The organism is Burkholderia sp. AU30280 (assembly GCF_020420125.1).
In the GTDB taxonomy this organism is placed as follows: domain Bacteria; phylum Pseudomonadota; class Gammaproteobacteria; order Burkholderiales; family Burkholderiaceae; genus Burkholderia.
In genome coordinates, this window is sequence record NZ_JAIZRY010000005.1 from 438,984 (window position 1) to 461,929 (window position 22,946).

Below are 22,946 nucleotides of genomic sequence, written 5' to 3' on the forward strand. Positions count from 1 at the left end.
ACGATGGACAACATGCACAACACGAATGGCCTGATGCGCTTCGCGAAGGTGGCGGCCGCGAGCACCCTGCTCGCGACGCTGCTCGCCGCGTGCGCGGTGGGCCCCGACTACAAGCGCCCGGATGCGCCGACGCCCGCCGCGTTCAAGGAAGCGCCGACGCTCGCCGCGGGCGAACAGGCCGGCACGTGGAAGACGGCCGAGCCGTCGGACGGCGAACATCGCGGCGAATGGTGGAAGGTGTTCGGCGACCCGGTGCTCGATTCGCTCGAGACGCAGGCGCTTGCCGCGAACCAGAACCTGAAGGCCGCCGCCGCACGTGTCGAGGAAGCGCGCGCGGCGACGCGTTCGGCGCGCTCGCAGTGGTTCCCGCAAGTCGGCGCCGGTTTCGGGCCGACGCGCGAAGGGCTGTCGTCGGCGTCGCAGTTCCAGCCGCAGGGCACGGGCCCGACCAATGCGACGCTGTGGCGCGCACAGGGCACGGTGTCGTACGAAGCCGACCTGTTCGGCCGAGTCGGCCGCAACGTCGAGGCGTCGCGCGCCGACCAGGCGCAGAGCGAAGCGCTGTTCCGTTCGGTGCAGCTCGCGCTGCAGGCGGACGTCGCGCAGAACTACTTCGAACTGCGTCAGCTCGATGCGGACCAGGATCTGTACCGCCGCACCGTGGATCTGCGCGAGCAGGCGCTGAAGCTCGTGCAGCGCCGCTTCAACGAAGGGGACATCAGCGAACTCGACGTGTCGCGCGCGAAGAACGAGCTGGCCAGCGCACAGGCCGATGCAGTCGGCGTCGCGCGCCGGCGCGCGGCGTCCGAGCATGCGCTCGCGATCCTGCTCGGCAAGGCGCCGGCGGATTTCGGGTTCAAGGAGACGCCGATCGTGCCGGTCGCGGTGAAGATTCCGCCGGGCCTGCCGTCCGCGCTGCTCGAGCGCCGCCCGGACGTGTCGGCGGCCGAGCGTGCGATGGCGGCCGCGAACGCGCGGATCGGCCTCGCGAAGTCCGCGTATTTCCCGAAGCTCGATATCACGGGCGCGTTCGGCTATGAAGCGTCGACGCTCGGCAACCTGTTCCTGTGGTCGAGCCGCACGTTCCTGCTCGGGCCGTTCGCCGGCACCGCGCTGACGCTGCCGCTGTTCGACGGCGGACGCCGTGCGGCCGGCGTGCAGCAGGCGCGCGCGCAGTACGACGAGCAGGTCGCGAACTACCGGCAGCAGGTGCTCGTCGCGTTCCGCGAGGTCGAGGACAATCTCGCCGACCTGCGTCTGCTCGACGACCAGATCCGCGCGCAGGATGCGGCCGTCAATGCGTCGCGCCGTGCGGCGACGTTGTCGCGCATGCAGTATCAGGAAGGCGAGGTTGCCTATCTCGACGTGATCGACAGCGAGCGTTCGGTGCTCCAGTCGCAACTGCAGGCGAACCAGTTGACCGGTGCGCAGGCCGTGTCGACCGTGAACCTGATCCGCGCGTTGGGCGGCGGGTGGGGGGCGGCGCCGACGGCGGTCGGCGATGCGGCGTCCGTCAAGGCGGAGGTGGCCGCGCGTTGACGCGCCGGCCCGAGGCGGGCCGTTGCAACAAGTGGTCGATCAAAGAACCCCGATCCGTGGCGACGCGGATCGGGTTTTTTTGTTGGCGGCTGGTTACTTCTGTTGCTCGGGCTGCACGTCAGCGCGTTCGGCGATCACCACCGCGTACCGGCCGACCGCATCGGCGATGCGCTGCGCCAGCTCGGGGTCGCGCACCGCGCGCGCGAGCGTGACGCCGCCCGACAGCAGCGCAAGGAGCGCGATCGCGCGATCGTCGTCGGGTGGGTTGTCCATCCCGGACGACACTTCGTCGACGATCTGTCGCAATGCGTGCGCGTATGCGTCGCGCGTTTCGTCGTCGGCGCGCATCACTTCCGGGGACAGGCTGGGCAGCGCGCAGCTTTCGCCGAGTTCGCACGTGCGCCGCGGGCCGAGGTAGAACGATACGAACGTGCGCCGCCAGTGCGCGCCGTGCTCGGCCTTGAGCGTCGCGACGCCCTGCCGGAGCTGGTCGAGGCCATCGAGGACGACCTGCCGGAACGCTTCGCCCTTCGTTTTGAAATGGCCGTAGAACGCGCCGTTGGTGACACCCGCCGCCTTCGTCAGCGGACCGATGCCGGAACCGCCATACCCCTCCTGGCGGAACAGGCGGCTCGCGGCATCGAGGATGCGCGTGCGGGTTTCGTGCTTGTGCTCGACGGTATAACGCATGACAGGCTCGCTTCAGAGCGATCGCTCTTTATCTTGCAAAGAGAGTGATCAGTGTCTATCGTATAGAGAGTGACTGATATTTATATCACGTCACCCAACCGATGACCTGACCAGGAGAAAGTGCGATGCCGATTACGCTGACAGTATCCGAAGGGGTTTTCACGCCGGACGACGAAGGGCCGGTGTTTGCCGAGTTGACCGATGCGCTGCTGGAAGTCGAGGGGTTGACCGGGAATGCGTTCCTGGCGCCGAACGTGGTAGGCACGCTCAACGTGCTGCCGCGGCACCGGACCTTCGTGCACGGACGCGCGGAGCCAGCCGCGTTCGTCGAGCTGAAGCTGCCCGCGGTGGCGCTGGCGGCGCCCGACCGGCAACGGCAATTCGTCGAACGGGCGACCGCGATCGTGCTGCGCCGTGCGGGCGGGCGGCTGACGCCTGCGCAAGTCTGGGTGAACGTCGTCCATGCGGTCGACGGTGGATGGGGCATTGCCGGACGACGCTACGACAACGCGGCGCTCGTCGATTCGATCCAGAGTGCGGCGGTGACAGCGCACTAATCGCAACTCGCAACTAACGGTCAAGCCGTCATGCGTTGACCGACGGCGTGGCGGCGTTCGCCGCCACGCCGGTCATTTTTCATCGCCGGCGGCCCGCAGCGCGCGGACCAGTTCGCTGGCCGCCTTGCCGAGCCCCGTGTGTTTCGGCCGGCGCAGGTAAACCGGCAGCGGCAGCCCGTTGCGGATGTTCGCGAACACGAGCGGCGCGAGTTCGCCGTCGGCGACGTATCGGCCGATCACGGAGGCCGGCAGGTTCGCCCAGCCATGACCGGCCTTCACCAGCGCGATCGCGGTCGCCATGTCGGTCACCTTCCACGTGCGGTTGCCGATCACCGGCCGAATGTCGGTCAGCGGCCGCTCCGGATCGGCGATCACGATCTGCCGAAAGCCCGACAGTCGCTCGATCGCCTCGGGATGCGCGGCTTCGGCGATCAGCGGATGGCTCGGCGCGGCGACTGCAATGAGCGTTTCGGTCCACAGCGCGTGGATCTGTTCCTGCGGATGCAGGTCGAGCCCGCCGTACGCGACGCACAGATCGACAGCGCCGCGATGCAGCGCGTCGACGATCGCGTCCTGCGGCGCCGTGACGATGCCGATCGCGAGCGCCGGATACTTCGCGGCGACGGCCGTCAGCGCGCGGGCGACGGGTGCGCCGTCGAGTTCCGCCGCGAGCCCGAGCCGCAGCGTGTCCTCGACGCCTTCCGACAGGTGCTGCGCGTGCGCGCGCAGCGCGAGCAGCCGTTCGGCGATCGAGCGTGCGTCGGGCAGCAGCGCGGCCATCGCGGCGGTCGGCGTCGGTTCGCGCGTGCCGCGGTCGAACAGCACGAGGCCGAGTTCGGCCTCGAGGTTCGCGATCGCCATGCTGACTGCCGACGGCGTGCGGCCGAGCGCACGTGCGGCGGCGGAAAACGAGCCTTTGTCGATGACGGTCAGCAGCATGTCGATGTGGTCGCTGGTCAGCATGCGAGGGCTTCCTGTCAGAAAAATTGAAAGGACCTGACTTTTGCGGACGTGCTACCCGCTGATAGTCTCGCCACCTTGTTCGATGGAAGGTGGATGGTCATCATGCAAGGGTGGAAGAGACGCATAGTCTACGTCGTGATGTTCGAGGTGCTCGGCATCCTGATCGCCTCGTCGGTGCTCGGCATGCTGAGCGGCGCGAGCGTGGCGACGAGCGGTGTGATGGGGGTGATGATCTCGACGACGGGCGTCACCGTCAATTTCCTGTACAACCTCGCGTTCGAGGCGTGGGAGCGCAAGCGTGCGGCGACGACGCGCACGGTCGGTCGCCGCGTGCTGCATGCGATCGGCTTCCAGGTCGCGCTCGTGACGTTCCTGATCCCGCTGATCGCGTGGTGGCTCGACGTGTCGCTGCTGCAGGCGTTCCTGTACGACGCCGTGCTGATCGTGTTCTTCCCGATCTTCACGTTCACGTACAACTGGGCGTTCGACAGCGTGTTCGGGTTGCCCGATGCGGTGACGCGGAAGGCTGAGCCGGCGGCGTGATGCGATGCGCCGCGCCGGTGTCCGGCACGCGGACGCGGATCGTGCAGAGGTGTCTGGATCCGCGCGGCGGATACGCCGGTGACGTGCGGCGGGCGACAGGAAAGCGGTGCGGGGCCGGTCCGCACCGTTTCCGAATGAAGCAGGAAAACCGGGCGGAACGAACGCCGCCCGGGAAATTACGCGGCGACGAACTCGTGCACGAAGCGGTTGAACACGGCCGGGCTCGCGGCGTTCATCCCGTGCGACGCACCGGCGACGGTCTGCCGTTGCGCGTTGCCGATCCACTGCGACAGCGTGTCGACGTTGTTGCGGAACATCTTCGGGCTGCGCTGGCCGTCGATCAGCAGCGTGCGGCACGCGATGTCGCCGGCCGTGTGCTGCGAATACGCGGGCAGCGGGTCGCGCAGCTGCTTCGGCAGCGTGCTCGCGTTGTCGATCGCCATCGTGCGGAAACGCGACGTGCTCTTCTTCCATGCGCCCGGCAGGCTCACGGAATCGACGAACATCTCGAGGCCCGCTTCGACGTCGCCTTGCCCGATCAGGTTCACGGCCTTCGTGCGCAGCGCGATCGCGGCGGCCGGCAGCGCGGCTTCGCGCACGCCCGGCTGTTGCAGCGGGCCGCCCGGATCGGCGAGCGTCAGCGACTCGACGAGGTGCGGATGCTGGCGCGCCACGTTGAATGCGACGCTGCCGCCGCGCGAGTGGCCGACCAGGTGCACGGGGCCGAGATCGAGCGCATCGATGAATTCGGCGAGCTCGTCGACGTGGTTCTGCCAGCTGAACTCGTCCTGGATGCCCGCTTCGACGGCCGGCCAGTAATGGCTGAGGCTCGGCGCGATGCAGCGGTAGTGGGCCGACAGCGATGCGAGCTGCGGATCCCAGTAGCGGTAATCGCACAGCGAGCCGTGCACGAACACCATCGGCGCGCCGCTGCCCCGCTCGACATACGGCAGGCTGATGCCTGACGAAAGCGTCGCAAATTGCAGGTCGGGGTTCGCGAGCACGGACGGCTCGATTCGCATGTTCATGACTGAAAGACTCAAAGGTGCGTCAACACGACGCAACTATGCATCACGGCGACCTGCAAGGAAAACGCATAATTTTCATCGTGACGATCAATTTTATTGATGGCTCGGCCGGAAACCCTTGTCGGAAGGGGACGGGTATCGATACTTTCAATCGTCTAACGGTGGGTCGCAGCGCCGGAATGGCCGAAAAAAGGGCGTGCGGCGACCTGCGCACCTGCGCATCGCACCTTTGGAAAACGGGAAGCATGCGAGCCGCGAAAGCGGCCCGCGCGTCAGCGCACCGTCAGCGCGGGCGCGCTCTGAAGCTCGACGGGGAGGTCGTTGTCGGCCGCGAACTGCATCGCGAAGTCGAATGCGTCCGCGCACACGGTGCGCAATTCGTCCGACACGAACAGGCATTTGATGCCGCCGTCGACGACGGGCATCGCGAGCCGCGACAGCGCGCACGGATAGCCGGGCCGCCGTTCGCCGACGAACAGCGTGATGACACCCGCGAGGCGCTCGGGCCAGTCGCTCGGGCGGAAGGTTTTCCGCGCGCGCGTGACGCCGCGGATCAGGTGGCCGGTGATGCGGCCTTGTTCGGTGACTTCGATGCGATCCATGCTGTGCGTGTCCTCGTTCGCGTCACTCGCCGCCATCGGCTGCCGCGTCGCCGCGCGCGGGAATCCGCAGGTTGCGCAGCTTGTGATAGAGCGTTTTCTTCGGCATCCCGAGCGCTTCGCTCGCCTCCGCGACGTTGCCGTTATGACGCTGCAGCGCGTCCTCGATCAGCATCCGCTCGAAATACGCGAGCTGTTCCGCGAGCGTGCCGCCCGCGGCCGGCGTGCCGCCGGACGACAGCAGGCTGTCGCCGGTCAGGCCGAGCACGAAGCGGTCGGCCACGTTCTGCAGCTCGCGCACATTGCCGGGCCACGCGTGCGTCATCAGTTCGGATACCTGCGCAGCCGTGACGACCGGCGCCGGCTGCCCGAAGCGCCGCGCGGCCGCGAGCACGAAATGCTCGAACAGCAGCGGCACGTCCTCGCGCCGCTCGCGCAGCGGCGGCAGCTCGATCTGCGCGACGTTCAGGCGATACAGCAAGTCCGCGCGAAAGCGGCCGTCGGCCGCGAGTTCTGCGAGATCGGCCTTCGACGCGGTGACCACGCGGCAGTCGACCGGAATCAGCTCGTTCGCGCCGAGCCGCTCGACCACGCGCTCCTGCAGCACGCGCAGCATCTTGATCTGCAGCGGAATCGGCATCGTCTCGATCTCGTCGAGGAACAGCGTGCCGCCGTCCGCCCATTCGATCTTGCCGATGCGCTTCTTGATCGCACCGGTGAACGCGCCGGCTTCGTGACCGAACAGTTCGCTCTCGAACACCTGCTCGGGCAGGCCGCCGCAGTTCAGCGCGACGAAATGCGCGTCGCGCCGGCTGCCGAAGTCGTGCAGGCTACGCGCGATCAGCTCCTTGCCGGTGCCCGTTTCGCCGGTGATCAGCACCGACACCGACGTATCGGCGAGGCGCAGGATCTTCTTGCGCACGTCGGCCATCGCGGGCGACTTGCCGAGCACGAACGCCTCGATGCCCTGCCAGTTGTTCAGCGCCGCGCGCAGGCCCTGTACCTCGAGCGTCAGGCGGCGCTTCTCGACCGCGCGCGCGACGCGCCCGGCAATCACGTCCGACGAAAACGGCTTCTCGATGAAGTCGTACGCGCCGACCTGCATCGCGCCGACGGCCGTCGAGATATCGGCATGGCCGCTGATCAGCACGACCGGGATCTGCGCGTCGATGGCCATCACGCGATCGAGCAGCTGCAGCCCGTCGATGCCCGGCATCCGCACGTCCGACACGATCACGACCGGCGCACCGGGCGCGACGTGATGCAGCGCGTCGGCGGCCGACGCGAACGCATCGACCGCGAAGCCGGCAAGCGCGACCGCCTGCTCGACGCCGATCCGGACGTTTTCATCGTCCTCGACGACCAGCACCCGAATCTCATCTTCCATGCTCTGTCCTTTGCAGCGTTGCCGCCGCGAATTCGATACTGAACTGCGCGCCGCCTTCGTCGCGGTTCGTCGCGGCGATCTTCGCGCCGAACGCCTCGACGATGCGCGACGTGATCGCGAGGCCGAGCCCGAGGCCCTGGCCGCGCGGCTTGGTCGTGACGAACGGCTCGAACAGGTGCGGTAGCACCTCGGGCGCGATGCCCGCGCCGCTGTCGGCGACGGTGAGGCGCACGCGGCCGGCTTCGTCCGGCCCCGCGGCCTCGATGACGATGCGGCGCACGGGCGCGTCGTGCACCGCGTCGAGCGCGTTGCCGAGCAGGTTGACGATCACCTGCTGCAGCTGGCTCGACTCGGCCGACACGGCGGTACCGGGCGCGATGTTCACGTCGAGCTGCACGCCTTCGTCGCGGATCCGCGCGTCGTAGATGAGCCGTGCATGCGCGACGGCCTCGTTCAGCGAGACCGCGACGCGTTCGACGTCGGGTTTGCGCGCGAAGGTCTTCAGCTCGCCGGTGAGCACGGCCATGCTGTCGACGAGCTTGCCGATTCGCTCGAGATTGGCGAGCGCCGGCGCCGGCTGGCCGCGCTCGAAGAACGTGCGCGCGTTGTCGCACAGCGTGCGGATCGCGACGAGCGGCTGGTTCAGTTCGTGCGTGAGGCCGGCGGCCATCTGCCCGAGCACCGCGAGCTTGCCCGCGTGCACGACTTCCTGCTGCGACGCGCGCAGCCGCTGCTCGGTGCGCTCGCGCTCGACGATCTCGCGCTGCATCCGTTCGTTCGCGGCCGTCAGTGCGGCCGTGCGCTGCGCGACGGTCAGCTCGAGCTGGTCGTTCGCGCGCCGCAGCGCGTCCTGCGCGTTCAGCCGCGCGACGATCGCCCGGCGGCGCTGGATCGCGTAGCCGGCGAGCAGCGCGGCGATCAGGAACGCGCCGGTGACGAACACGAAGGCCGTCTGCTGCTGGCGCCGCGCGCCCGCGATGTCGAGCAGCACCATCAGCGAATCGCCGGCCTGCGGCGCCGGGCGCGACATCACGAGATAGCGCGTGGTGCGGCCTCTGTGACGCGTATCGGGAAAGGTGCCGAACCACGCGGCCGCGCTGCGGTCGCCGATGCGGCGGTACGGCAGCGCGTCGACCGTGCGGCCCGCGTATTGCCGTGACACCTGGATGTCATGCTGCTGCTGCGCGGTGATCGGGCGCAGCGCGGTGAATTTCCACGCGGGTTCGGTCGAGATCACGACCACGCCGTTGCTGTCGACGACCATCGCGGCGACGCCCGGCGCACGCCACGCCGATTCGAGCGGATCGACGCTGATCTTGACGGCGGCCACGCCGATCGGCACGCCGTCGTCGCGCACCGCGCTGGCGAAGTAGACACCCGGCACGCCGGTGTTGGTGCCGATGCCGAAGAAGCGGCCGCTGCCGCGCGCGAGCGCGTCCTTGAAATACGGCCGGTACGACACGTTGGTGCCGACGAAGCTGAGCGTCTCGTTCCAGTTGCTGGCGGCGATCACGTCGCCCTGCAGGTCGATCACGTCGACCGCGCCGCTGCCCGCGTCGCGGTTCACGGCTTCGAGGTAGGTGTCGACCGTGTGCACGAGCTCGGGGGCGTCGTTCGGCGCGGTTTTCAGCATCGTGCGCACGCTGTCCTGCCGCGCGACCAGGCCGGGCAGGATCTCGAAGCGGCCGAGTTCGCTTTTCAGGCTCGACGCATACAGGTCGAGCCGGTGCGCGCCGGCTTCCTCGAGCGCGTCGATCGCGCGTTCCCACGCGAAATCGACGGCCGCGGCTGCGACGCACATGTACAGCACGCCGGCCGATGCCCAGCCCCACCACGGGATTCCCTTGAAGCTCTTCTGCACGTTCGCCCTCATCGAAGCCCGCAACCGTCCGCACGGCGGGACGCCCGACACGACGCCCTGAACGACGCGCGCCGCGCGCCGGCGGGGCCGGCGGCGGCGCGTGCGAAGCGGCCTGCGCGACGGTGCGCGCGGCGGCGCGTCATCCGAAGTGTGCGACCAGGATCAGCGTGACCGTGACGACGATCGCGCCGCCGATACGCGTCGCGATCTGCGCGAACGGCATCAGCTGCATCCGGTTCGCGGCCGTCAGGATCGCGACGTCGCCGGTGCCGCCTTGCCCGCTGTGGCAGGCGTTCACGATTGCGGTGTCGATAGGGTACATCTTCAACAGGCGGCCGACCACGAAACCGGTGCCCATCAGCGTCGCGACGGTCGACACGATCGTGACGACGTTGACGATCGTGAACGCGGCGGTCAGCTTGTCCCACGGCGTCATCGCGACGCCGATCGCGAACAGCAGCGGATACGTGACGGCGGTCGAGAAGAACTTGTAGACGACGAACGCGCCTTCCTGCAGCGGCGGCGACACCGCGCGCGCGAGCTTCACGAGCACCGCGAGGAACAGCATCGCGACCGGTGCGGGCAGGCCGAACAGCTTGTGCGCCATCAGGCCGACCAGGTACAGCGTAATGGCCGTGATGCCGGCGCCCGCGATGTGCGTCACGTCGACGTGGCCGCGAATCTCTTCGTTTTCCGGCGTCATGTCGCCGCTTTCGCCAACCTGCAGGCGGCCGTTGCCGGTCAGGTGCGGCAAGCGCTTGCCGAGCATGTCGAGCGCGCCCGACAGGATGATCGCGGTCAGGCTGCCGAGCATCACCGGCGGCAGCACCATCGCGAACATCTCGCCTTGCGGCAGGTGCATCAGTTCCGAATAGCCGATCGACAGCGGAATCGCGCCTTCGCCGACGCCGCCCGCCATGATCGGCACGACGATGTACAGCAGCGTGTGGCGCGCGCCGAGGCCGAGCGCGGTGCCGACCGCCGTGCCGACGATCGCGGCCGCGACCGAGCCGGCCGCGAGCGGGATGAAGATCTTCAGGAAACCCTGGATCAGCACGCGGCGATCCATGCTCAGGATGCTGCCGACGATGATCGACGCGATGAACAGGTACAGGAAGTTGGTCGACTTCGTGAATTCGACGGTGAGGTTCAGCACCGGCTTCGGCAGCACGTGGTAGTACGTGAGCGCCGACGGCACGAAGGTCGCGAAGATCGCGGCCGCGCCGATGTTGCGCAACAGCGGCAGGCGCTTGCCCAGTTCCGCGCAGGTGAAGCCGAAGAACGCAAGCACCGCGATCGCCATCGAGATCTCGCCGGGCACCTTGCCGGTCACCGAGAAGCCGACGATCAGCGCGAGCAGGATGAAGTAGACGGGCAGCGGAATGATGCCGATGCGGATTTCCATCAGTTTCCACCAGCCTTCCGGCCAGAAGCGCTCGCGCGGGGGGGCGACGGCGCCGGAAACCGGCTCCGGATGGGGCGGGGTATGGATAGAGGTCTGCAAGACGTGTCTCCTGATGTTGGAATGCCTGCATCGCTTCGCGGCATCGTGTGCCGTCTATTACGCAACCTCCGTGCCAGAAATCCGGCCGGCCGGAATATTTTTAATACCTTGATTTGCAAGGGATTTATTTTTCCTGCCGAATGAGGGGTGCGACCGGCTGGCCGAGATTTCGGAATTCGCCCGGCGCCCAGGCCGAGATTTCGGCCTGACGCCCGATCCGGTGCGGCCGCCCGCCATATCGCCGCGCGCGATTTTCTTCGCACAATCGCTTCGTAGACCGTCTCCGCGCCGCTCTCTATCATCGGCTGATCCTTTTCCGACGCGTTTGACCCCGGTCCGGAGAACGCCCATGCGTTCGCCGCGGCGTCGCTCATCCGTCGATACCGTCTTTGGACAGGAGAGTGGTTTCCATGCTGCATGCCGTTTTTTCCGCCCGCTTTTCCGCCGGCCGCGTCGCGCGTCTGCTGGCCGCCACCCTGCTTGGCGTCGCGCTGCTCGATGGCGCGCACGCCGACACCGCGCCGCTGAAGGTCGGCATCTCGACCAGCCCGCAGATCGAAGCGCTGAAGGTCGCCGCGAAGGAGGCGAAGGCGCAGGGGCTCGACGTGAAGATCGTCGAATTCACCGACTGGAATACGCCGAACGCGGCGCTCGCGAACAAGGACATCGACGTCAACTACTTCCAGCACATCCCGTTCCTCGAGAACGCGAACCGGCAGGGCGGCTACAACTTCGTGTCGATCGCGCCCGGCACGATCATGAAGATCGGCCTCTATTCGAAGAAGGTGAAAAGCTTCAGCGAGCTGAAGGACGGCGCGAAGGTCGCGATCGCGAACGATCCGGTGAACGGCGGGCGCGGGCTGTTGCTGCTGCAGCGCGCAGGGCTCATCACGCTGAAGCCGGGCGCCGACTACCGCGCGACGACGCACGACATCGTCGCGAACCCGAAGCACCTGAAGATCATTCCGCTGGAGGCGTCGCAGCTCGCGCGCTCGCTCGACGACGTCGATCTCGCGCAGGGCTACCCGAGCTTCATCAAGCTCGCCGGCACGACCGACCCGAACAGCGCGCTGCTGTTCGACGGCACCGAGAACAAGATCTTCGCGATCCAGTGGGTCGTGCGGCCGGACAGCGTGAACGATCCGCGCATCCGCAAGTTCATCGCGATCTACCAGCACTCGCCGGCCGTGCGCCGTGCGCTCGACAACGCGTTCGGCTCGCTGTACGCGATCGCGTGGTGACGGAGGCGGGCATGACGACGGCGAACCGCAAGAAGATCCTGCTCAACGCGTTCAACATGAACTGCGTCGGGCACATCAACCATGGGCTGTGGACGCATCCGCGCGACCGCTCCGCGCACTACACCGATCTCGACTACTGGGCCGACCTCGCGAAGACGCTCGAACGCGGCAAGTTCGACGGGATCTTCCTCGCGGACATCGTCGGCGTGTACGACGTGTTCGGCGGCGGCCCCGATGCCGCGCTGCGCGAATCGGTGCAGGTGCCCGTCAACGATCCGCTGCTGCTGGTGCCCGCGATGGCGCAGGTCACGCGCCATCTCGGCTTCGGCGTGACCGCGAACCTGACCTACGAGCCGCCGTACCTGTTCGCGCGCCGCATGTCGACGCTCGATCACCTGACGAAAGGGCGGGTGGGCTGGAACATCGTCACCGGCTATCTCGACAGCGCCGCGCGCGGGATGGGCCTCGCGCAGCAGATCGGCCACGACGACCGTTACGAGCGCGCGGACGACTACATGGATGTCGTCTACAAGCTGTGGGAACAGAGCTGGGACGACGACGCGGTGATCCGCGACGCGCAGGCGCGCGTGTTCGCGCAGCCGGGCAAGGTGCGGCGGGTGAAGCACGACGGGCCGTTCTATTCGCTCGACGCGATTCACCTGAGCGAGCCGTCGCTGCAGCGCACGCCGGTGCTGTACCAGGCCGGTTCATCCGCGCGCGGCGTCGAGTTCGCCGGCCGTCACGCGGAATGCGTGTTCGTGAACGGGCAAAGCAAGGCCGCCGCGCGCGCGGCGGCGCTCGACATCCGCGCGGCCGCCGCACGGCAGGGGCGCGACCCGGCGTCGATCCGGATCTTCGCGGGCGTGAGCGTCGTGACGGCCGAAACCGAGCGGCTCGCGCGCGAGAAGTTCGACGAATACCGGCGCTACGCGAGCCCCGAAGCCGGCCTCGCGCATTTCGCGAGCTCGACCGGCATCGACTTCGCGAAGTACGGCCTCGACGAGCCGATCTCGTACGTGAAGACCGATTCGATCCAGTCGGCCGTCGACGCGATCTCGCGCAAGAGCACGACCGGCGCGTGGACCGTGCGGCGGATGCTCGAGCAGATGTCGCTCGGCGGCCGTTATGCGCCGATCGTCGGCTCGCCGTCGCAGGTCGCGGACGAGCTGCAGTCGTGGATCGACGAGACCGGCATCGACGGCTTCAACCTGACGCGCACCGTGATGCCCGAGTCGTTCGAGGATTTCGTCGACTGGGTCGTGCCCGAGCTGCAGAACCGCGGCATCTACAAGGAAGACTACGATCCCGCGCCGACGCTGCGCGAGAAGCTGTTCGGCGCCGGCCCGCGCCTGCCCGCGTGGCACACCGGTGCACAGCACCGGCCGGCCCGCGCGCGTGACGCCGCCCATCCCGCTGCGCATCCCGCGCATGCGTGAACCTGACGGGGCGAAGTGATGACGCAATTGTTCGATACGCTGGGTTTCATCGACACGTCGGCCGCGCGCGCCGGCGCCGCTGCCGCGACGCAGGATGAAGCGGCAGCGTCGGCCGACTTGGCCGGCGCAGCGGCCGTGTCGCTGGAGCAGGTCGGCAAGGTGTTCGCGACGCCGCGCGGCCAGGCCGCCGCGTTGCGCGACGTGACGCTCGACGTGCGGCGCGGCGAGGTATTCGGGATCATCGGCCGCAGCGGCGCCGGGAAGTCGACGTTGCTGCGGCTCGTGAATGGGCTCGAACGGCCGAGCTCGGGCCGCGTGCGCGTGCAGGGCGTCGACGTCGGCGCGCTCGACGAGGACGGGCTCGTCGCGCTGCGGCGCCGTACCGGCATGGTGTTCCAGCATTTCAACCTGCTGTCCGCGAAGACAGTGTTCGAGAACGTCGCGCTGCCGCTGAAGATCGCCGGCGTGCCGAAGGCCGAGCGCGTGCGCAAGGTCGAGGCGCTGCTCGAGCTCGTCGGCCTCGCCGCGAAGCGCGACGCGTATCCGGCCAGCTTGTCGGGTGGCCAGAAGCAGCGCGTCGGCATTGCCCGCGCGCTCGTGCACGATCCGGAGGTACTGCTGTGCGACGAGGCGACGTCGGCGCTCGATCCGGAGACGACGCAGTCGATCCTCGCGCTGCTCGCCGACATCAACCGCCGCCTCGGGCTGACGATCGTGCTGATCACGCACGAGATGGAAGTGATCCGCGCGGTGTGCGACACGGTCGCGGTGATCGAACAGGGCGAAGTCGTCGAAACGGGCCCCGTGTGGCGCGTGTTCGGCGATCCGCGCCACGGCGCGACGCGCGCGCTGCTCAGCACGCTCGTGCACGACCTGCCGGCCGAACTGGCCGCGCGCGTGCAGCCGCTGCCCGAGCAGGCCGCGCTGCCCGACGGTGCGCAGGTCGTGCTCGACGTCCGCTATACGGGCGAGAGTGGCGGCGAGCCGGATGTCGGCGCGCTCGCGGCGGCGCTCGGCGGCTCGGTGCGTTTCCTGCACGGCGGGATCGAGCGCATCCAGGGGCATGCACAGGGGCGGCTCGTGATCGCGGCAGCGCCGCGCGCGGATGACGCCGGCCAATCGCCGGGTCGCGGCGGCGCGGTTGCCGCGCTGCTCGAACGCGCGCGCCGCCACGCGAATCACGCGGAGGTGCTCGGCTATGTTTGACCTCTGGTGGCCCGAACTGCTCGACGCGATCCGCGACACGCTGTCGATGGTCGCCGCGTCGGCCGCGATCGCCGCGCTGATCGGCATCCCGCTCGCGGTGATCCTCGTGACGACCGCGCCCGGCGGCATCTACGAACGGCGCGGCGTGAATGCGGTGCTCGGCGCGCTCGTCAACGTGTTCCGCTCGACGCCGTTCATCATCCTGCTGGTCGCGCTGCTGCCGTTCACGCGCGTGCTGATCGGCACGACGATCGGCGTCTGGGCGGCCGTCGTGCCGCTGTCGATCGCCGCGATCCCGTTCTTCGCGCGGATCGCCGAGGTGAGCCTGCGCGAAGTCGACCGCGGGCTGATCGAGGCCGCGCTCGCGATGGGCGCGAAGCGCCGCCACATCGTCTGGCACGTGCTGCTGCCCGAAGCGCTGCCCGGCATGCTCGGCGGCTTCACCATTACCGTCGTCGCGCTGATCGGCTCGACCGCGATGGCGGGCGCCGTCGGCGCGGGCGGCCTCGGCGATCTCGCGATCCGCTACGGCTACCAGCGTTTCGACACCACCGTCATGGCGACCGTGATCGTGATCCTGATCGCGCTCGTCTCGGCCGTGCAAATCACGGGCGACCGCCTGGTCCGACGTGTGACCCGGCGTACCTGAGCGGCGCCACAAGCGTCCGCTCGCTTCATTCATGATCCTGAGAGAAAGAACCCTATGACCTTGCCCATCGGCGCGCCGCGCGAATGGAACGGACAATTCGAGGAGGCGCTGTTTCTCGACGTGGCGCGACGCCATCGTCCGGACTTCCCGGCCAAGCTTGCCACACCGCCGCGCGAGCCGCGCAACGACGACGAGCTGGCCACCGTCGCCGACTACTACACGAAAATGGCGTCGCACGACCTGTTCATCGTGCAGGTCGTCGCGAAGGCGATCGATACGTTGTTCCGCGACGATCCGCATTTCCAGCTGATCCTGTCGCGCCAGCTCGGCGATGACGGCGCGCACGCGGTGATCGGCCGCGAACGCGTGACCGAACTGACGGGGCGCGATCCGCTGCCGGAAGTCGACCGGCTCGTCGCCGCGCACTGGGCGCGCATCGGCGACATCGCGGTGCGCGACGTCGCGGGCTTTCTCGCGTTCGAATGGCATTACGAGCTGCACATCCTCGCGAAGCTGTGGATTCAGCGCAAGACCGGCCGCATCGGCGATGCCGCGATGCGCGAGCATGGCGAGAACCGGATCCGGCCGGACGAGGAATGGCATCGCGTGCAGATCGTCCAGTGGTGGTTCGATACGTTGAAGGCGCTGCCGGCCGCCGAGCGCGACGCGCTGATCGATCGCGTGATCGCGGCCGACGAGGAAACGCAGGCGCGGCTCGACGGTTATCTGCACGACGAGTACGCGCACACCGCGCACGTGTTCGGCGCGGATATCGCCGAATACCGCGCGATCTACGACGACTGGCGGCGCGAGATCCTGTCGCGGCTGACCGGCCGCAAGCTCGACGCGCTCGTGCCGCTGTCGGGGGAGGCGGTTGCGCAGGAAGCCGTCGCATGAACGATCCCCGTGGCCCGGCGACCTTCGCGCCCGATACCGAGGTACCTGCCTTCGACCGCGCCGGGTTGGCCCGGGCGATCGACGCGTTGCGCGCCACTGCCGCCGCGCGCGACCGCGCGGGCGGTCATGCGGCGCAAGAGAAGCAGTGGCTCGCCGATGCGGGGCTGCTGACGCTCGCGGTGCCGCGTGCGTTTGGCGGGCAGGAAGCCGCATGGCCCGGGATCTACGACGCGATCCGGCAGATCGCGCGCGTCGACAGCGCGCTCGCGCATCTCGTCGGATTCCAGTGCCTGCAGGTGGTGAGCGTCGACGTGTGGGGCAACGCCGCGCAGCGCGAGCGCTATCTGCGCGGCACGGTCGAGCAGCAATGGTGGTGGGGCAATGCGGTCAATCCGCTCGACACGCGACTCGTGGCCACGGCGACGCCCGACGGCGGCTACCGGCTCGATGGCGTGAAGGGCTTCTGCTCGGGCACGCGCGGCTCGCAGCGCATGACGGTGTCCGCGCACGATCCGGACACCGGCCGCACGGTGTTCGGCGTGGTGCCGACCGATCGTCCGGGGATCACGGTCAATGAAGACTGGGATCCGATCGGCCAGCGCCAGACCGATAGCGGCAGCGTGAGTTTCGACGGCGTGACGCTTGCGGCGGACGAGGTGCTGCACCGTTCCGAGGCACCGCCGACACCGCGCGCGACGCTGCGCACGCTCGTGTCGCAGCTCGTGCTGACCAACCTGTTCGTCGGGCTCGCGGAAGGTGCGCTGGCGGAAGCGCGCGACTACGTGCTGAAGCATGGCCGCCCGTGGATTCAGTCGGATGTCGCGCAGGCGAGCGACGATCCGTACACGCTGCAGCGCTTCGGCGACATGCGCGTGCGGGCCGTTGCCGCGGCGGCGCTGGCCGATCGCGCGGCCGCCGCGTTGCAGCGCGCGTGGGCGCGGCAGGATGCGCTGACGGCGGACGAGCGCGCCGAGGTGGCGCTCGCGGTATCGGAGGCGAAGATCGTCGCGCAGCGCGCGGCGCTCGAGAACGGCGAGGCGCTGTTCGACGCATGCGGCGCACGCGCGACGGCCGCGTCGCTCGGCCTCGACCGCTTCTGGCGGAACGCGCGCACGCATACGCTGCACGATCCGCTCGACTACCGGTTGCGCGACGTGGGCCGGTTCGCACTGGCCGGGGCGTTGCCGCCGGCGTCGCTCTATACGTAAGTGAGCGCGCGCACCGTTACTGGTCGACGGGCGGCGGGGCCTCCGTCGGCACGGCCACGGGGGCGGGTGCGAGCGCAGGCTGGCTGGCCGGCGGTGCGCCGCTTTCCACGCCGGCGCGCTTGAACGACACCAGTTCGTTCGAATAGCGCGCGTTGCGCATCCCGTTCGCGTCGTAGTACTCCTCGACCGACTTGACCCAGCGGCCCACTGCCGGCACGTACCAGAACGCCTTGTAGGTCTTGCCGGTCTGTTCCGCCGTGCCGTTGTTGCGGCTCTGCATCACGATCGTCGAACCGCCCGCGTTGCGCGACACGCCGGACGTGATCGATTGCCCCGCCGGGAGCGCGAGTCGCCACCGTGTGACCGGCCTGCTGGACGCCCGAAATGATATGTTATATCGTTGCGATACAATATATCATTCTGTCCTCAATGTCCTCTTCCGGAATCGCCCGATGAGTACCGCACTCCATCCGTCCACGCGGCTTCCCGTGACCGTCCTGTCCGGCTTCCTCGGCGCCGGCAAGACGACGCTGCTCAACCACATCCTCAACAATCGCGAGGGCCGGCGCGTCGCGGTCATCGTCAACGACATGTCCGAGGTCAACATCGACGCCGCGCTCGTGCGCGACGGCGGCGCGGGGCTGTCGCGCACCGACGAGAAACTGGTCGAGATGAGCAACGGCTGCATCTGCTGCACGCTGCGCGAGGATCTGCTGATCGAGGTCGACCGGCTCGCGCGCGAAGGGCGGTTCGACCAGCTCGTGATCGAATCGACCGGCATCTCGGAGCCGCTGCCGGTGGCCGAGACGTTCACGTTCGAAGGCGAGGACGGCCGCAGCCTCGGCGAAGTCGCGCGGCTCGACACGATGGTGACGGTGGTCGATGCGTTCAATTTCCTGCGCGACTACGCGTCGCGCGACAGCCTGCAGTCGCGCGGCGAATCGATGGGCGACGAGGATGCGCGCACGGTCGTCGATCTGCTGATCGACCAGATCGAGTTCTGCGACGTGATCGTGATCAACAAGATCGACCTGATCGATGCAGGCGAGCGCGAGCGGCTGGTCGCGCTGCTGCGCGGCCTGAACCCGCGCGCCCGGATCGAGATCGCCGAATTCGGCAAGGTGCCGCTCGAGCGCGTGCTCGACACGGGCCTGTTCGATTTCGAAGCCGCGTCGCGCGCGCCGGGCTGGCTGCAGGAGATGCGCGGCACGCACACGCCCGAGACCGACGAGTACGGCATCCGCAGCTTCGTCTATCGCGCGCGCCGGCCGTTCCATCCGCAGCGTTTCTTCGATCTCGTCGAAAGCGAATGGCCGGGCGTCGTCCGCTCGAAGGGGTTCTTCTGGCTCGCCACCCATCCGACCGTCGCCGGTTCGTGGTCGCAGGCCGGCGCGGTCGCACGGCACGGGCCGGCCGGTCACTGGTGGGCGGCCGTGCCGCCCGAGCGCTGGCCGCAGGACGAGGAAGCCGTCGCGCAGATCCGCGCGCGCTGGGACGAGCACGTCGGCGATGCGCGGCAGGAACTCGTGCTGATCGGCATGGACATGGACGAGCCCGCGCTGCGCGCACGCTTCGACGCGTGTCTGCTGACCGACGCCGAGATGGCTACCGGCCCCGAACACTGGACCACGTGGGACAACCCGTTTCACGACTGGCCCTGACCTGAACGCGCTTCCTGCATCGATCCGGATGGAGAAGGCGCTCCACCGGATTCCGAGCATGAATGCACCCCTTCCCGATATTTCCCTGACCGATGCCGCGCCGGGCGGCCGCCCGCTCGAATGGGTCGGCATGCAGGGCATCGACCTGCCCGTTGCGGTGGCCGAGCCCGGCTGCCGGCGCGACGTGCATGCGCGCGCCGACGTGCAGGTCGATCTGCCCGCGCCGCAGGTGAAGGGCATCCACATGTCGCGGCTGTACCGGCTGCTCGACGGGTTCGGCGACGGCACGGCGCTGTCGCCGGCCGGCCTTCGGCATGTGCTGCACGCGATGGTCGACAGCCATCGCGACTGCGATACGCGCAGTGCGCGGCTGCGGCTGCGCTTCGACTTGCTGGCGCGTCGTGCGGCGCTGGTGACCGACGGGCTGGCCGGGTGGAAGGCCTATCCGGTCCGGATCGACGCGACGTTGACGGATTCCAGGTTCGCGCTGCGCGCGCAGGTGACGTCCGTCTATTCGTCGACGTGCCCGTGCTCGGCCGCGCTGTCGCGGCACTGGGTCGAGCAGGCATTCCTGGCGGCGTTCGGCCGCGACGATCGCGTGGAACCGGCGGCAGTCGCCGCATGGCTGAAACGGCACGCGACGGCGGCCACGCCGCACAGTCAGCGCAGCGAAGCCGTCGTCAGCGTGGAGTTACCCGCCGATGGCGCGACGCTGGGGCTGATCGACCTGATCGATCGCATCGAGCACGCGCTCGGCACGCCGGTGCAGACGGCCGTCAAGCGCGCGGACGAGCAGGCGTTCGCGGTGCTGAACGGCGAGAACCTGATGTTCGTCGAGGATGCCGCGCGCCGGGTCCAGGCCGCGCTGGACGGTCACTACCCGAACCCGCGGGTGCACGTGCGCCATCTGGAAAGCCTGCATCCGCACGATGCGGTGGCCTGGGCCGCGCCGGTTCGCGAAGGCGCCGACGCATGCTGATCCGCAAGCTGTTCCGGTTCGAGAACGCGCACGTCGTGCGCGGCTGCAGCACGCGGCGCTGCTCGCATTCGATCCACGGCCATTCGTATCGCGTCGAGTTGCTGCTCGAAGCGCACGCGCTGGATCACGGGCAGATGATCTACGACTTCGGGCTGCTCAAGGGCGACGTGCGCGACCTGATCGACGCGTTCGACCATGCGGTGACGCTGTGGTCGGATGACGAGCCGGACTATCTCGAGAGCATGCGCCGGCATTCCGAGCGCTGGGTGATGCTGCCCGTATCGCCGAGCGCCGAGCAGTTCTCGCGCGTGTTCTTTCGCCTCGTCGATGCTGCGCTGTCGTGCACCCGCATGGTGAACGGCGAAGCCGACGTGCGGCTGCATTCGGTCATCGTTCACGAGACCGAGACCGGCTACGCGCAGTGCTTTCGCGACGATGCGTTCAACCCGCGCATGGGCCGTATCGACCTGGATGACATCGTGTTCGCGCCGGCCATCTCCGCGCAATGGCGCGATCCGGGCCTGTTCGAGCGGCTCAAGCGCGGCCCTCTCCTTTCTCAGCAGGAATCCTCATGATCAGAAAGAACCCGCGCGGCGACCTGCCGCAGATTCACCCGAGCGCGTTCGTCGATCCGACCGCCATCCTGTGCGGGCTCGTGATCGTCGAGGAGAACGTGTTCATCGGCCCGTACGCGGTGATCCGCGCCGACGAAACGGACCCGGACGGCCGGATTGCCCCCATCGTGATCGGCGCGCATTCGAACATCCAGGACGGCGTGGTGATTCATTCGAAGTCGGGTGCGAGCGTCACCATCGGCCGACACACGTCGATCGCGCATCGTGCGATCGTCCACGGGCCGTGCAAGGTCGGCAACGGCGTGTTCGTCGGTTTCAACAGCGTGCTGTTCAACTGCACCATCGATGACGGCTGCGTGGTGCGCTACAACGCGGTCGTCGATGGCTGCCGCCTGCCGCCGGGCTTCTACGTGCGTTCGACCGAGCGCATCGGGCCGGAAACCGATCTTGCCGCGTTGCCGCAGGTGACGGCCGACGCGAGCGACTTCTCCGAGGACGTTGCACGCACGAACAACGCGCTGGTGCTGGGCTACAAGCACATCCAGAACGAGTTCTGAGTCATGGGCGAACACACTCGACCTGAAGGGAGCGACGGGCCGAAGCGTCGCCACGCCGACCTGCTCGTGCACGGCGGCACGGTGATGACGCCCAACGGTGCCGAGCGGATCGACGTCGCGTGCGTCGGCGGCCGTGTCGTCGCGCTGGGTGCGTTGCACGGCGCCTGGAGCGCCGACTTGCTGCTCGATGCGGGCGGCCTGCATGTGCTGCCGGGCGTCGTCGACAGCCAGGTGCATTTCCGCGAGCCGGGCCTCACGCACAAGGAAACCATCGAGGCCGGCACGCGCGGCGCGGTGCTCGGCGGCGTCACGACGATCTTCGAGATGCCCAACACGCATCCGCTGACGCTGGGCGAGCAGGATCTGCAGGCGAAGCTGGATCTCGCGCGCGGCCGTGCATGGTGCGATTACGCGTTCTACATCGGCGGTTCGGCCGCGAACGCCGAACGGCTGCCGGCGCTCGAGAACCTGCCGGGCTGCGCGGGCGTGAAGGTTTTCATGGGCAGTTCGTTCGGCGATCTGCTGGCGGACGACGAAGCCGTGCTGCGCCGGATCGTGCGCAACGGGCGGCGGCGCATGGCCGTGCATGCGGAGGACGAGGCGCGGCTGCGCGAGCGCCGGGCGCTCGTGGAAGCGAGCGGCGACGTGCGTGATCATCCTCGCTGGCGCGACGAGGAAAGCGCGCTGGCCGCGACGCGGCGCATCGTCGGGCTGGCTGCCGAGACGGGCCGACGACTGCATGTGCTGCACGTGTCCACCGCACAGGAAATGGCGTTCCTCGCGCGGCACCGGCATCGCGTGACGGTCGAGGTCACGCCGCATCACCTGAGCCTGTACGCGCCCGATTGCTACGAGCGGCTCGGCACGTTCGCGCAGATGAATCCGCCGGTGCGCGAGCGGCATCATCAGGATGCACTGTGGCAGGCCGTCCGCGACGGCGTGGTCGACGTGATCGGCAGCGATCACGCGCCGCATACGCGCGACGAAAAGCGCCGGCCCTATCCGCAGTCGCCGAGCGGGATGACCGGCGTGCAGACGCTGCTGCCGTTGATGCTCGATCACGTGCATGCGGGCCGCCTGAGCCTCGAACGGCTGGTCGACCTGACCAGCGCCGGGCCGGCGCGCATTTTCGGCATCGAAGGGAAAGGGCGGATTGCGGTGGGCTACGACGCCGATTTCAGCATCGTCGATTTGCGCGCGCGCCGCATCATCCGCGACGAATGGATCGCCAGCGTGAGCGGCTGGACGCCTTACGACGGATGCGCGGTCACGGGCTGGCCCGTGCACACGGTCGTGCGCGGGCAGGTCGTCGTGCGCGACGGCGCGTTGAGCGGGGAGCCGGCGGGGCAGGCTGTCACGTTCCTGGACGCCTAGATCGGCAGGCGCACCGTCTGCTTGATCCGCTTCAGCGGAATCTCGGTTTCGACGTTGCGTACGCCTTCGATCTGGGTGAGCGTTTCCATCTGGAAACGCTGATAGTCGTCGAGATCCCGCGCGATCACGCGCAGCAGGTAATCGTAGCTGCCGGCCATCAGGTGGCATTCGAGGACTTCGGGCGCCTGCTCCATTTCGCGTGCGAAGCGCTCGACCGTCTTCTTGTCCTGGCGCTCCAGCGTGACACGCACGAACGCCGTGAACCTCAGGTCGACGGCGGCGGGGTTCAGCAGCGCGACATAGGCGTCGATCACACCCTGCTCTTCGAGCAGGTGAACGCGGCGCAGGCAAGGCGTGGCCGACAGTCCGGCCTGTTGCGCGAGTTCGGCGTTCGTCTGGTTCGAATTCTGTTGCAGCGCGCGCAGAATGCGCCGGTCGATTGCGTCCAGTCTGGTTGGCATTTTTCACTACCATCAATGCGGATGCTAGAGA

22 protein-coding genes and 1 pseudogene are annotated in these 22,946 nt (G+C 68.4%); 14 read left to right on the forward strand and 9 right to left on the reverse strand.

The window, feature by feature from the left end; genetic code table 11:
* The first annotated feature begins 3 nt into the window (after positions 1-3).
* Positions 4-1,539: a multidrug efflux transporter outer membrane subunit OpcM gene (gene opcM, locus LGN17_RS14845; protein ID WP_226197460.1), complete on the forward strand. Its 1,536-nt coding sequence runs from the start codon at positions 4-6 to the stop codon at positions 1,537-1,539.
* Between the two features lie 93 nt (positions 1,540-1,632).
* Here opcM and LGN17_RS14850 read toward each other — a convergent pair whose 3' ends face one another.
* Entirely contained in the window at positions 1,633-2,229 is a 597-nt protein-coding gene (locus LGN17_RS14850) for a TetR/AcrR family transcriptional regulator (protein WP_226197461.1), read from the reverse strand.
* Between the two features lie 125 nt (positions 2,230-2,354).
* On the opposite strand from LGN17_RS14850, the gene LGN17_RS14855 reads away from it, so the two are divergent.
* Positions 2,355-2,786 carry a Tautomerase enzyme gene (locus tag LGN17_RS14855; protein ID WP_226197462.1) on the forward strand — a complete coding sequence of 144 codons (432 nt, stop codon included), beginning with the start codon at positions 2,355-2,357 and terminating at the stop codon, positions 2,784-2,786.
* Positions 2,787-2,858: 72 nt separating this feature from the next.
* Here the strand turns inward: LGN17_RS14855 and LGN17_RS14860 are convergent, their stop codons facing one another.
* Positions 2,859-3,749, reverse strand: a complete 891-nt coding sequence (locus tag LGN17_RS14860) for a LysR family transcriptional regulator (RefSeq protein ID WP_226197463.1) — start codon at positions 3,747-3,749, stop codon at positions 2,859-2,861.
* 102 nt (positions 3,750-3,851) lie between these two features.
* Here LGN17_RS14860 and LGN17_RS14865 point away from each other — a divergent pair, with 102 nt between their 5' ends.
* A complete protein-coding gene (locus LGN17_RS14865; protein ID WP_226197464.1) occupies positions 3,852-4,292 on the forward strand; it encodes a PACE efflux transporter in 441 nt (146 codons plus the stop codon).
* A 176-nt stretch (positions 4,293-4,468) separates the two neighbouring features.
* Here LGN17_RS14865 and LGN17_RS14870 read toward each other — a convergent pair whose 3' ends face one another.
* From LGN17_RS14870 to LGN17_RS14890, 5 genes are all read right to left on the reverse strand, one after another.
* Positions 4,469-5,320: an alpha/beta fold hydrolase gene (locus LGN17_RS14870; protein WP_226197465.1), complete on the reverse strand. Its 852-nt coding sequence runs from the start codon at positions 5,318-5,320 to the stop codon at positions 4,469-4,471.
* A gap of 272 nt (positions 5,321-5,592) precedes the next feature.
* Positions 5,593-5,922, reverse strand: coding sequence for a DUF3579 domain-containing protein (locus LGN17_RS14875; RefSeq protein WP_226197466.1), 330 nt, complete (start codon positions 5,920-5,922; stop codon positions 5,593-5,595).
* Between the two features lie 22 nt (positions 5,923-5,944).
* Positions 5,945-7,306 carry a sigma-54-dependent transcriptional regulator gene (locus tag LGN17_RS14880; protein WP_226197467.1) on the reverse strand — a complete coding sequence of 454 codons (1,362 nt, stop codon included), beginning with the start codon at positions 7,304-7,306 and terminating at the stop codon, positions 5,945-5,947.
* A complete protein-coding gene (locus LGN17_RS14885) occupies positions 7,296-9,179 on the reverse strand; it encodes a sensor histidine kinase (RefSeq protein ID WP_226197468.1) in 1,884 nt (627 codons plus the stop codon). The genes LGN17_RS14880 and LGN17_RS14885 overlap by 11 nt, the downstream gene beginning before the upstream one ends.
* 127 nt (positions 9,180-9,306) lie before the next feature.
* Positions 9,307-10,671, reverse strand: coding sequence for a 2-hydroxycarboxylate transporter family protein (locus LGN17_RS14890; RefSeq protein WP_175952536.1), 1,365 nt, complete (start codon positions 10,669-10,671; stop codon positions 9,307-9,309).
* 410 nt (positions 10,672-11,081) lie between these two features.
* Between LGN17_RS14890 and LGN17_RS14895 the strand changes: the two genes are divergently transcribed.
* Genes LGN17_RS14895 through LGN17_RS14920 form a run of 6 tightly spaced genes read left to right on the forward strand, consistent with a single transcriptional unit; the run spans position 11,082 to position 17,308 of the window.
* The gene (locus LGN17_RS14895; RefSeq protein WP_226197469.1) at positions 11,082-11,912 is read left to right on the forward strand and encodes a MetQ/NlpA family ABC transporter substrate-binding protein; all 831 of its coding nucleotides are present in this window, start codon (positions 11,082-11,084) and stop codon (positions 11,910-11,912) included.
* Between the two features lie 11 nt (positions 11,913-11,923).
* On the forward strand, positions 11,924-13,348 hold the full coding sequence (locus LGN17_RS14900; protein ID WP_226197470.1) for an LLM class flavin-dependent oxidoreductase: 1,425 nt from the start codon (positions 11,924-11,926) through the stop codon (positions 13,346-13,348).
* 18 nt (positions 13,349-13,366) lie between these two features.
* Positions 13,367-14,554 (forward strand): methionine ABC transporter ATP-binding protein, encoded by a 1,188-nt coding sequence (locus tag LGN17_RS14905; RefSeq protein WP_226197471.1) that lies wholly within the window; start codon positions 13,367-13,369, stop codon positions 14,552-14,554.
* Complete coding sequence (locus LGN17_RS14910) at positions 14,547-15,203, forward strand: methionine ABC transporter permease (RefSeq protein ID WP_011353926.1); 657 nt, start codon at positions 14,547-14,549, stop codon at positions 15,201-15,203. Before LGN17_RS14905 ends, LGN17_RS14910 begins: the two co-directional genes overlap by 8 nt.
* 54 nt (positions 15,204-15,257) lie before the next feature.
* Entirely contained in the window at positions 15,258-16,100 is an 843-nt protein-coding gene (locus LGN17_RS14915) for a hypothetical protein (protein WP_226197472.1), read from the forward strand.
* Positions 16,097-17,308 carry an acyl-CoA dehydrogenase family protein gene (locus tag LGN17_RS14920; RefSeq protein ID WP_226197473.1) on the forward strand — a complete coding sequence of 404 codons (1,212 nt, stop codon included), beginning with the start codon at positions 16,097-16,099 and terminating at the stop codon, positions 17,306-17,308. The genes LGN17_RS14915 and LGN17_RS14920 overlap by 4 nt, the downstream gene beginning before the upstream one ends.
* Positions 17,309-17,324: 16 nt before the next feature.
* Here the strand turns inward: LGN17_RS14920 and LGN17_RS14925 are convergent.
* Positions 17,325-17,663: pseudogene (locus tag LGN17_RS14925) on the reverse strand (hypothetical protein); the annotation flags it as partial.
* 97 nt (positions 17,664-17,760) lie between these two features.
* Here LGN17_RS14925 and zigA point away from each other — a divergent pair.
* Genes zigA through LGN17_RS14950 form a run of 5 tightly spaced genes read left to right on the forward strand, consistent with a single transcriptional unit; the run spans position 17,761 to position 22,454 of the window.
* On the forward strand, positions 17,761-18,969 hold the full coding sequence (zigA, locus tag LGN17_RS14930) for a zinc metallochaperone GTPase ZigA (RefSeq protein ID WP_226197474.1): 1,209 nt from the start codon (positions 17,761-17,763) through the stop codon (positions 18,967-18,969).
* Between the two features lie 58 nt (positions 18,970-19,027).
* Complete coding sequence (gene folE2 / locus LGN17_RS14935; RefSeq protein WP_226197475.1) at positions 19,028-19,948, forward strand: GTP cyclohydrolase FolE2; 921 nt, start codon at positions 19,028-19,030, stop codon at positions 19,946-19,948.
* The gene (locus LGN17_RS14940) at positions 19,942-20,523 is read left to right on the forward strand and encodes a 6-pyruvoyl trahydropterin synthase family protein (protein WP_226197476.1); all 582 of its coding nucleotides are present in this window, start codon (positions 19,942-19,944) and stop codon (positions 20,521-20,523) included. The genes folE2 and LGN17_RS14940 overlap by 7 nt, the downstream gene beginning before the upstream one ends.
* A complete protein-coding gene (locus tag LGN17_RS14945) occupies positions 20,520-21,080 on the forward strand; it encodes a carbonate dehydratase (protein WP_175952526.1) in 561 nt (186 codons plus the stop codon). The genes LGN17_RS14940 and LGN17_RS14945 overlap by 4 nt, the downstream gene beginning before the upstream one ends.
* Before the next feature lie 3 nt (positions 21,081-21,083).
* Positions 21,084-22,454 carry a dihydroorotase gene (locus LGN17_RS14950; protein WP_226197477.1) on the forward strand — a complete coding sequence of 457 codons (1,371 nt, stop codon included), beginning with the start codon at positions 21,084-21,086 and terminating at the stop codon, positions 22,452-22,454.
* On the opposite strand, the gene LGN17_RS14955 is transcribed toward LGN17_RS14950, so the two are convergent.
* Positions 22,451-22,915, reverse strand: coding sequence for an Lrp/AsnC family transcriptional regulator (locus LGN17_RS14955; protein ID WP_175965018.1), 465 nt, complete (start codon positions 22,913-22,915; stop codon positions 22,451-22,453). The genes LGN17_RS14950 and LGN17_RS14955 overlap by 4 nt on opposite strands.
* Positions 22,916-22,946: the final 31 nt, after the last annotated feature.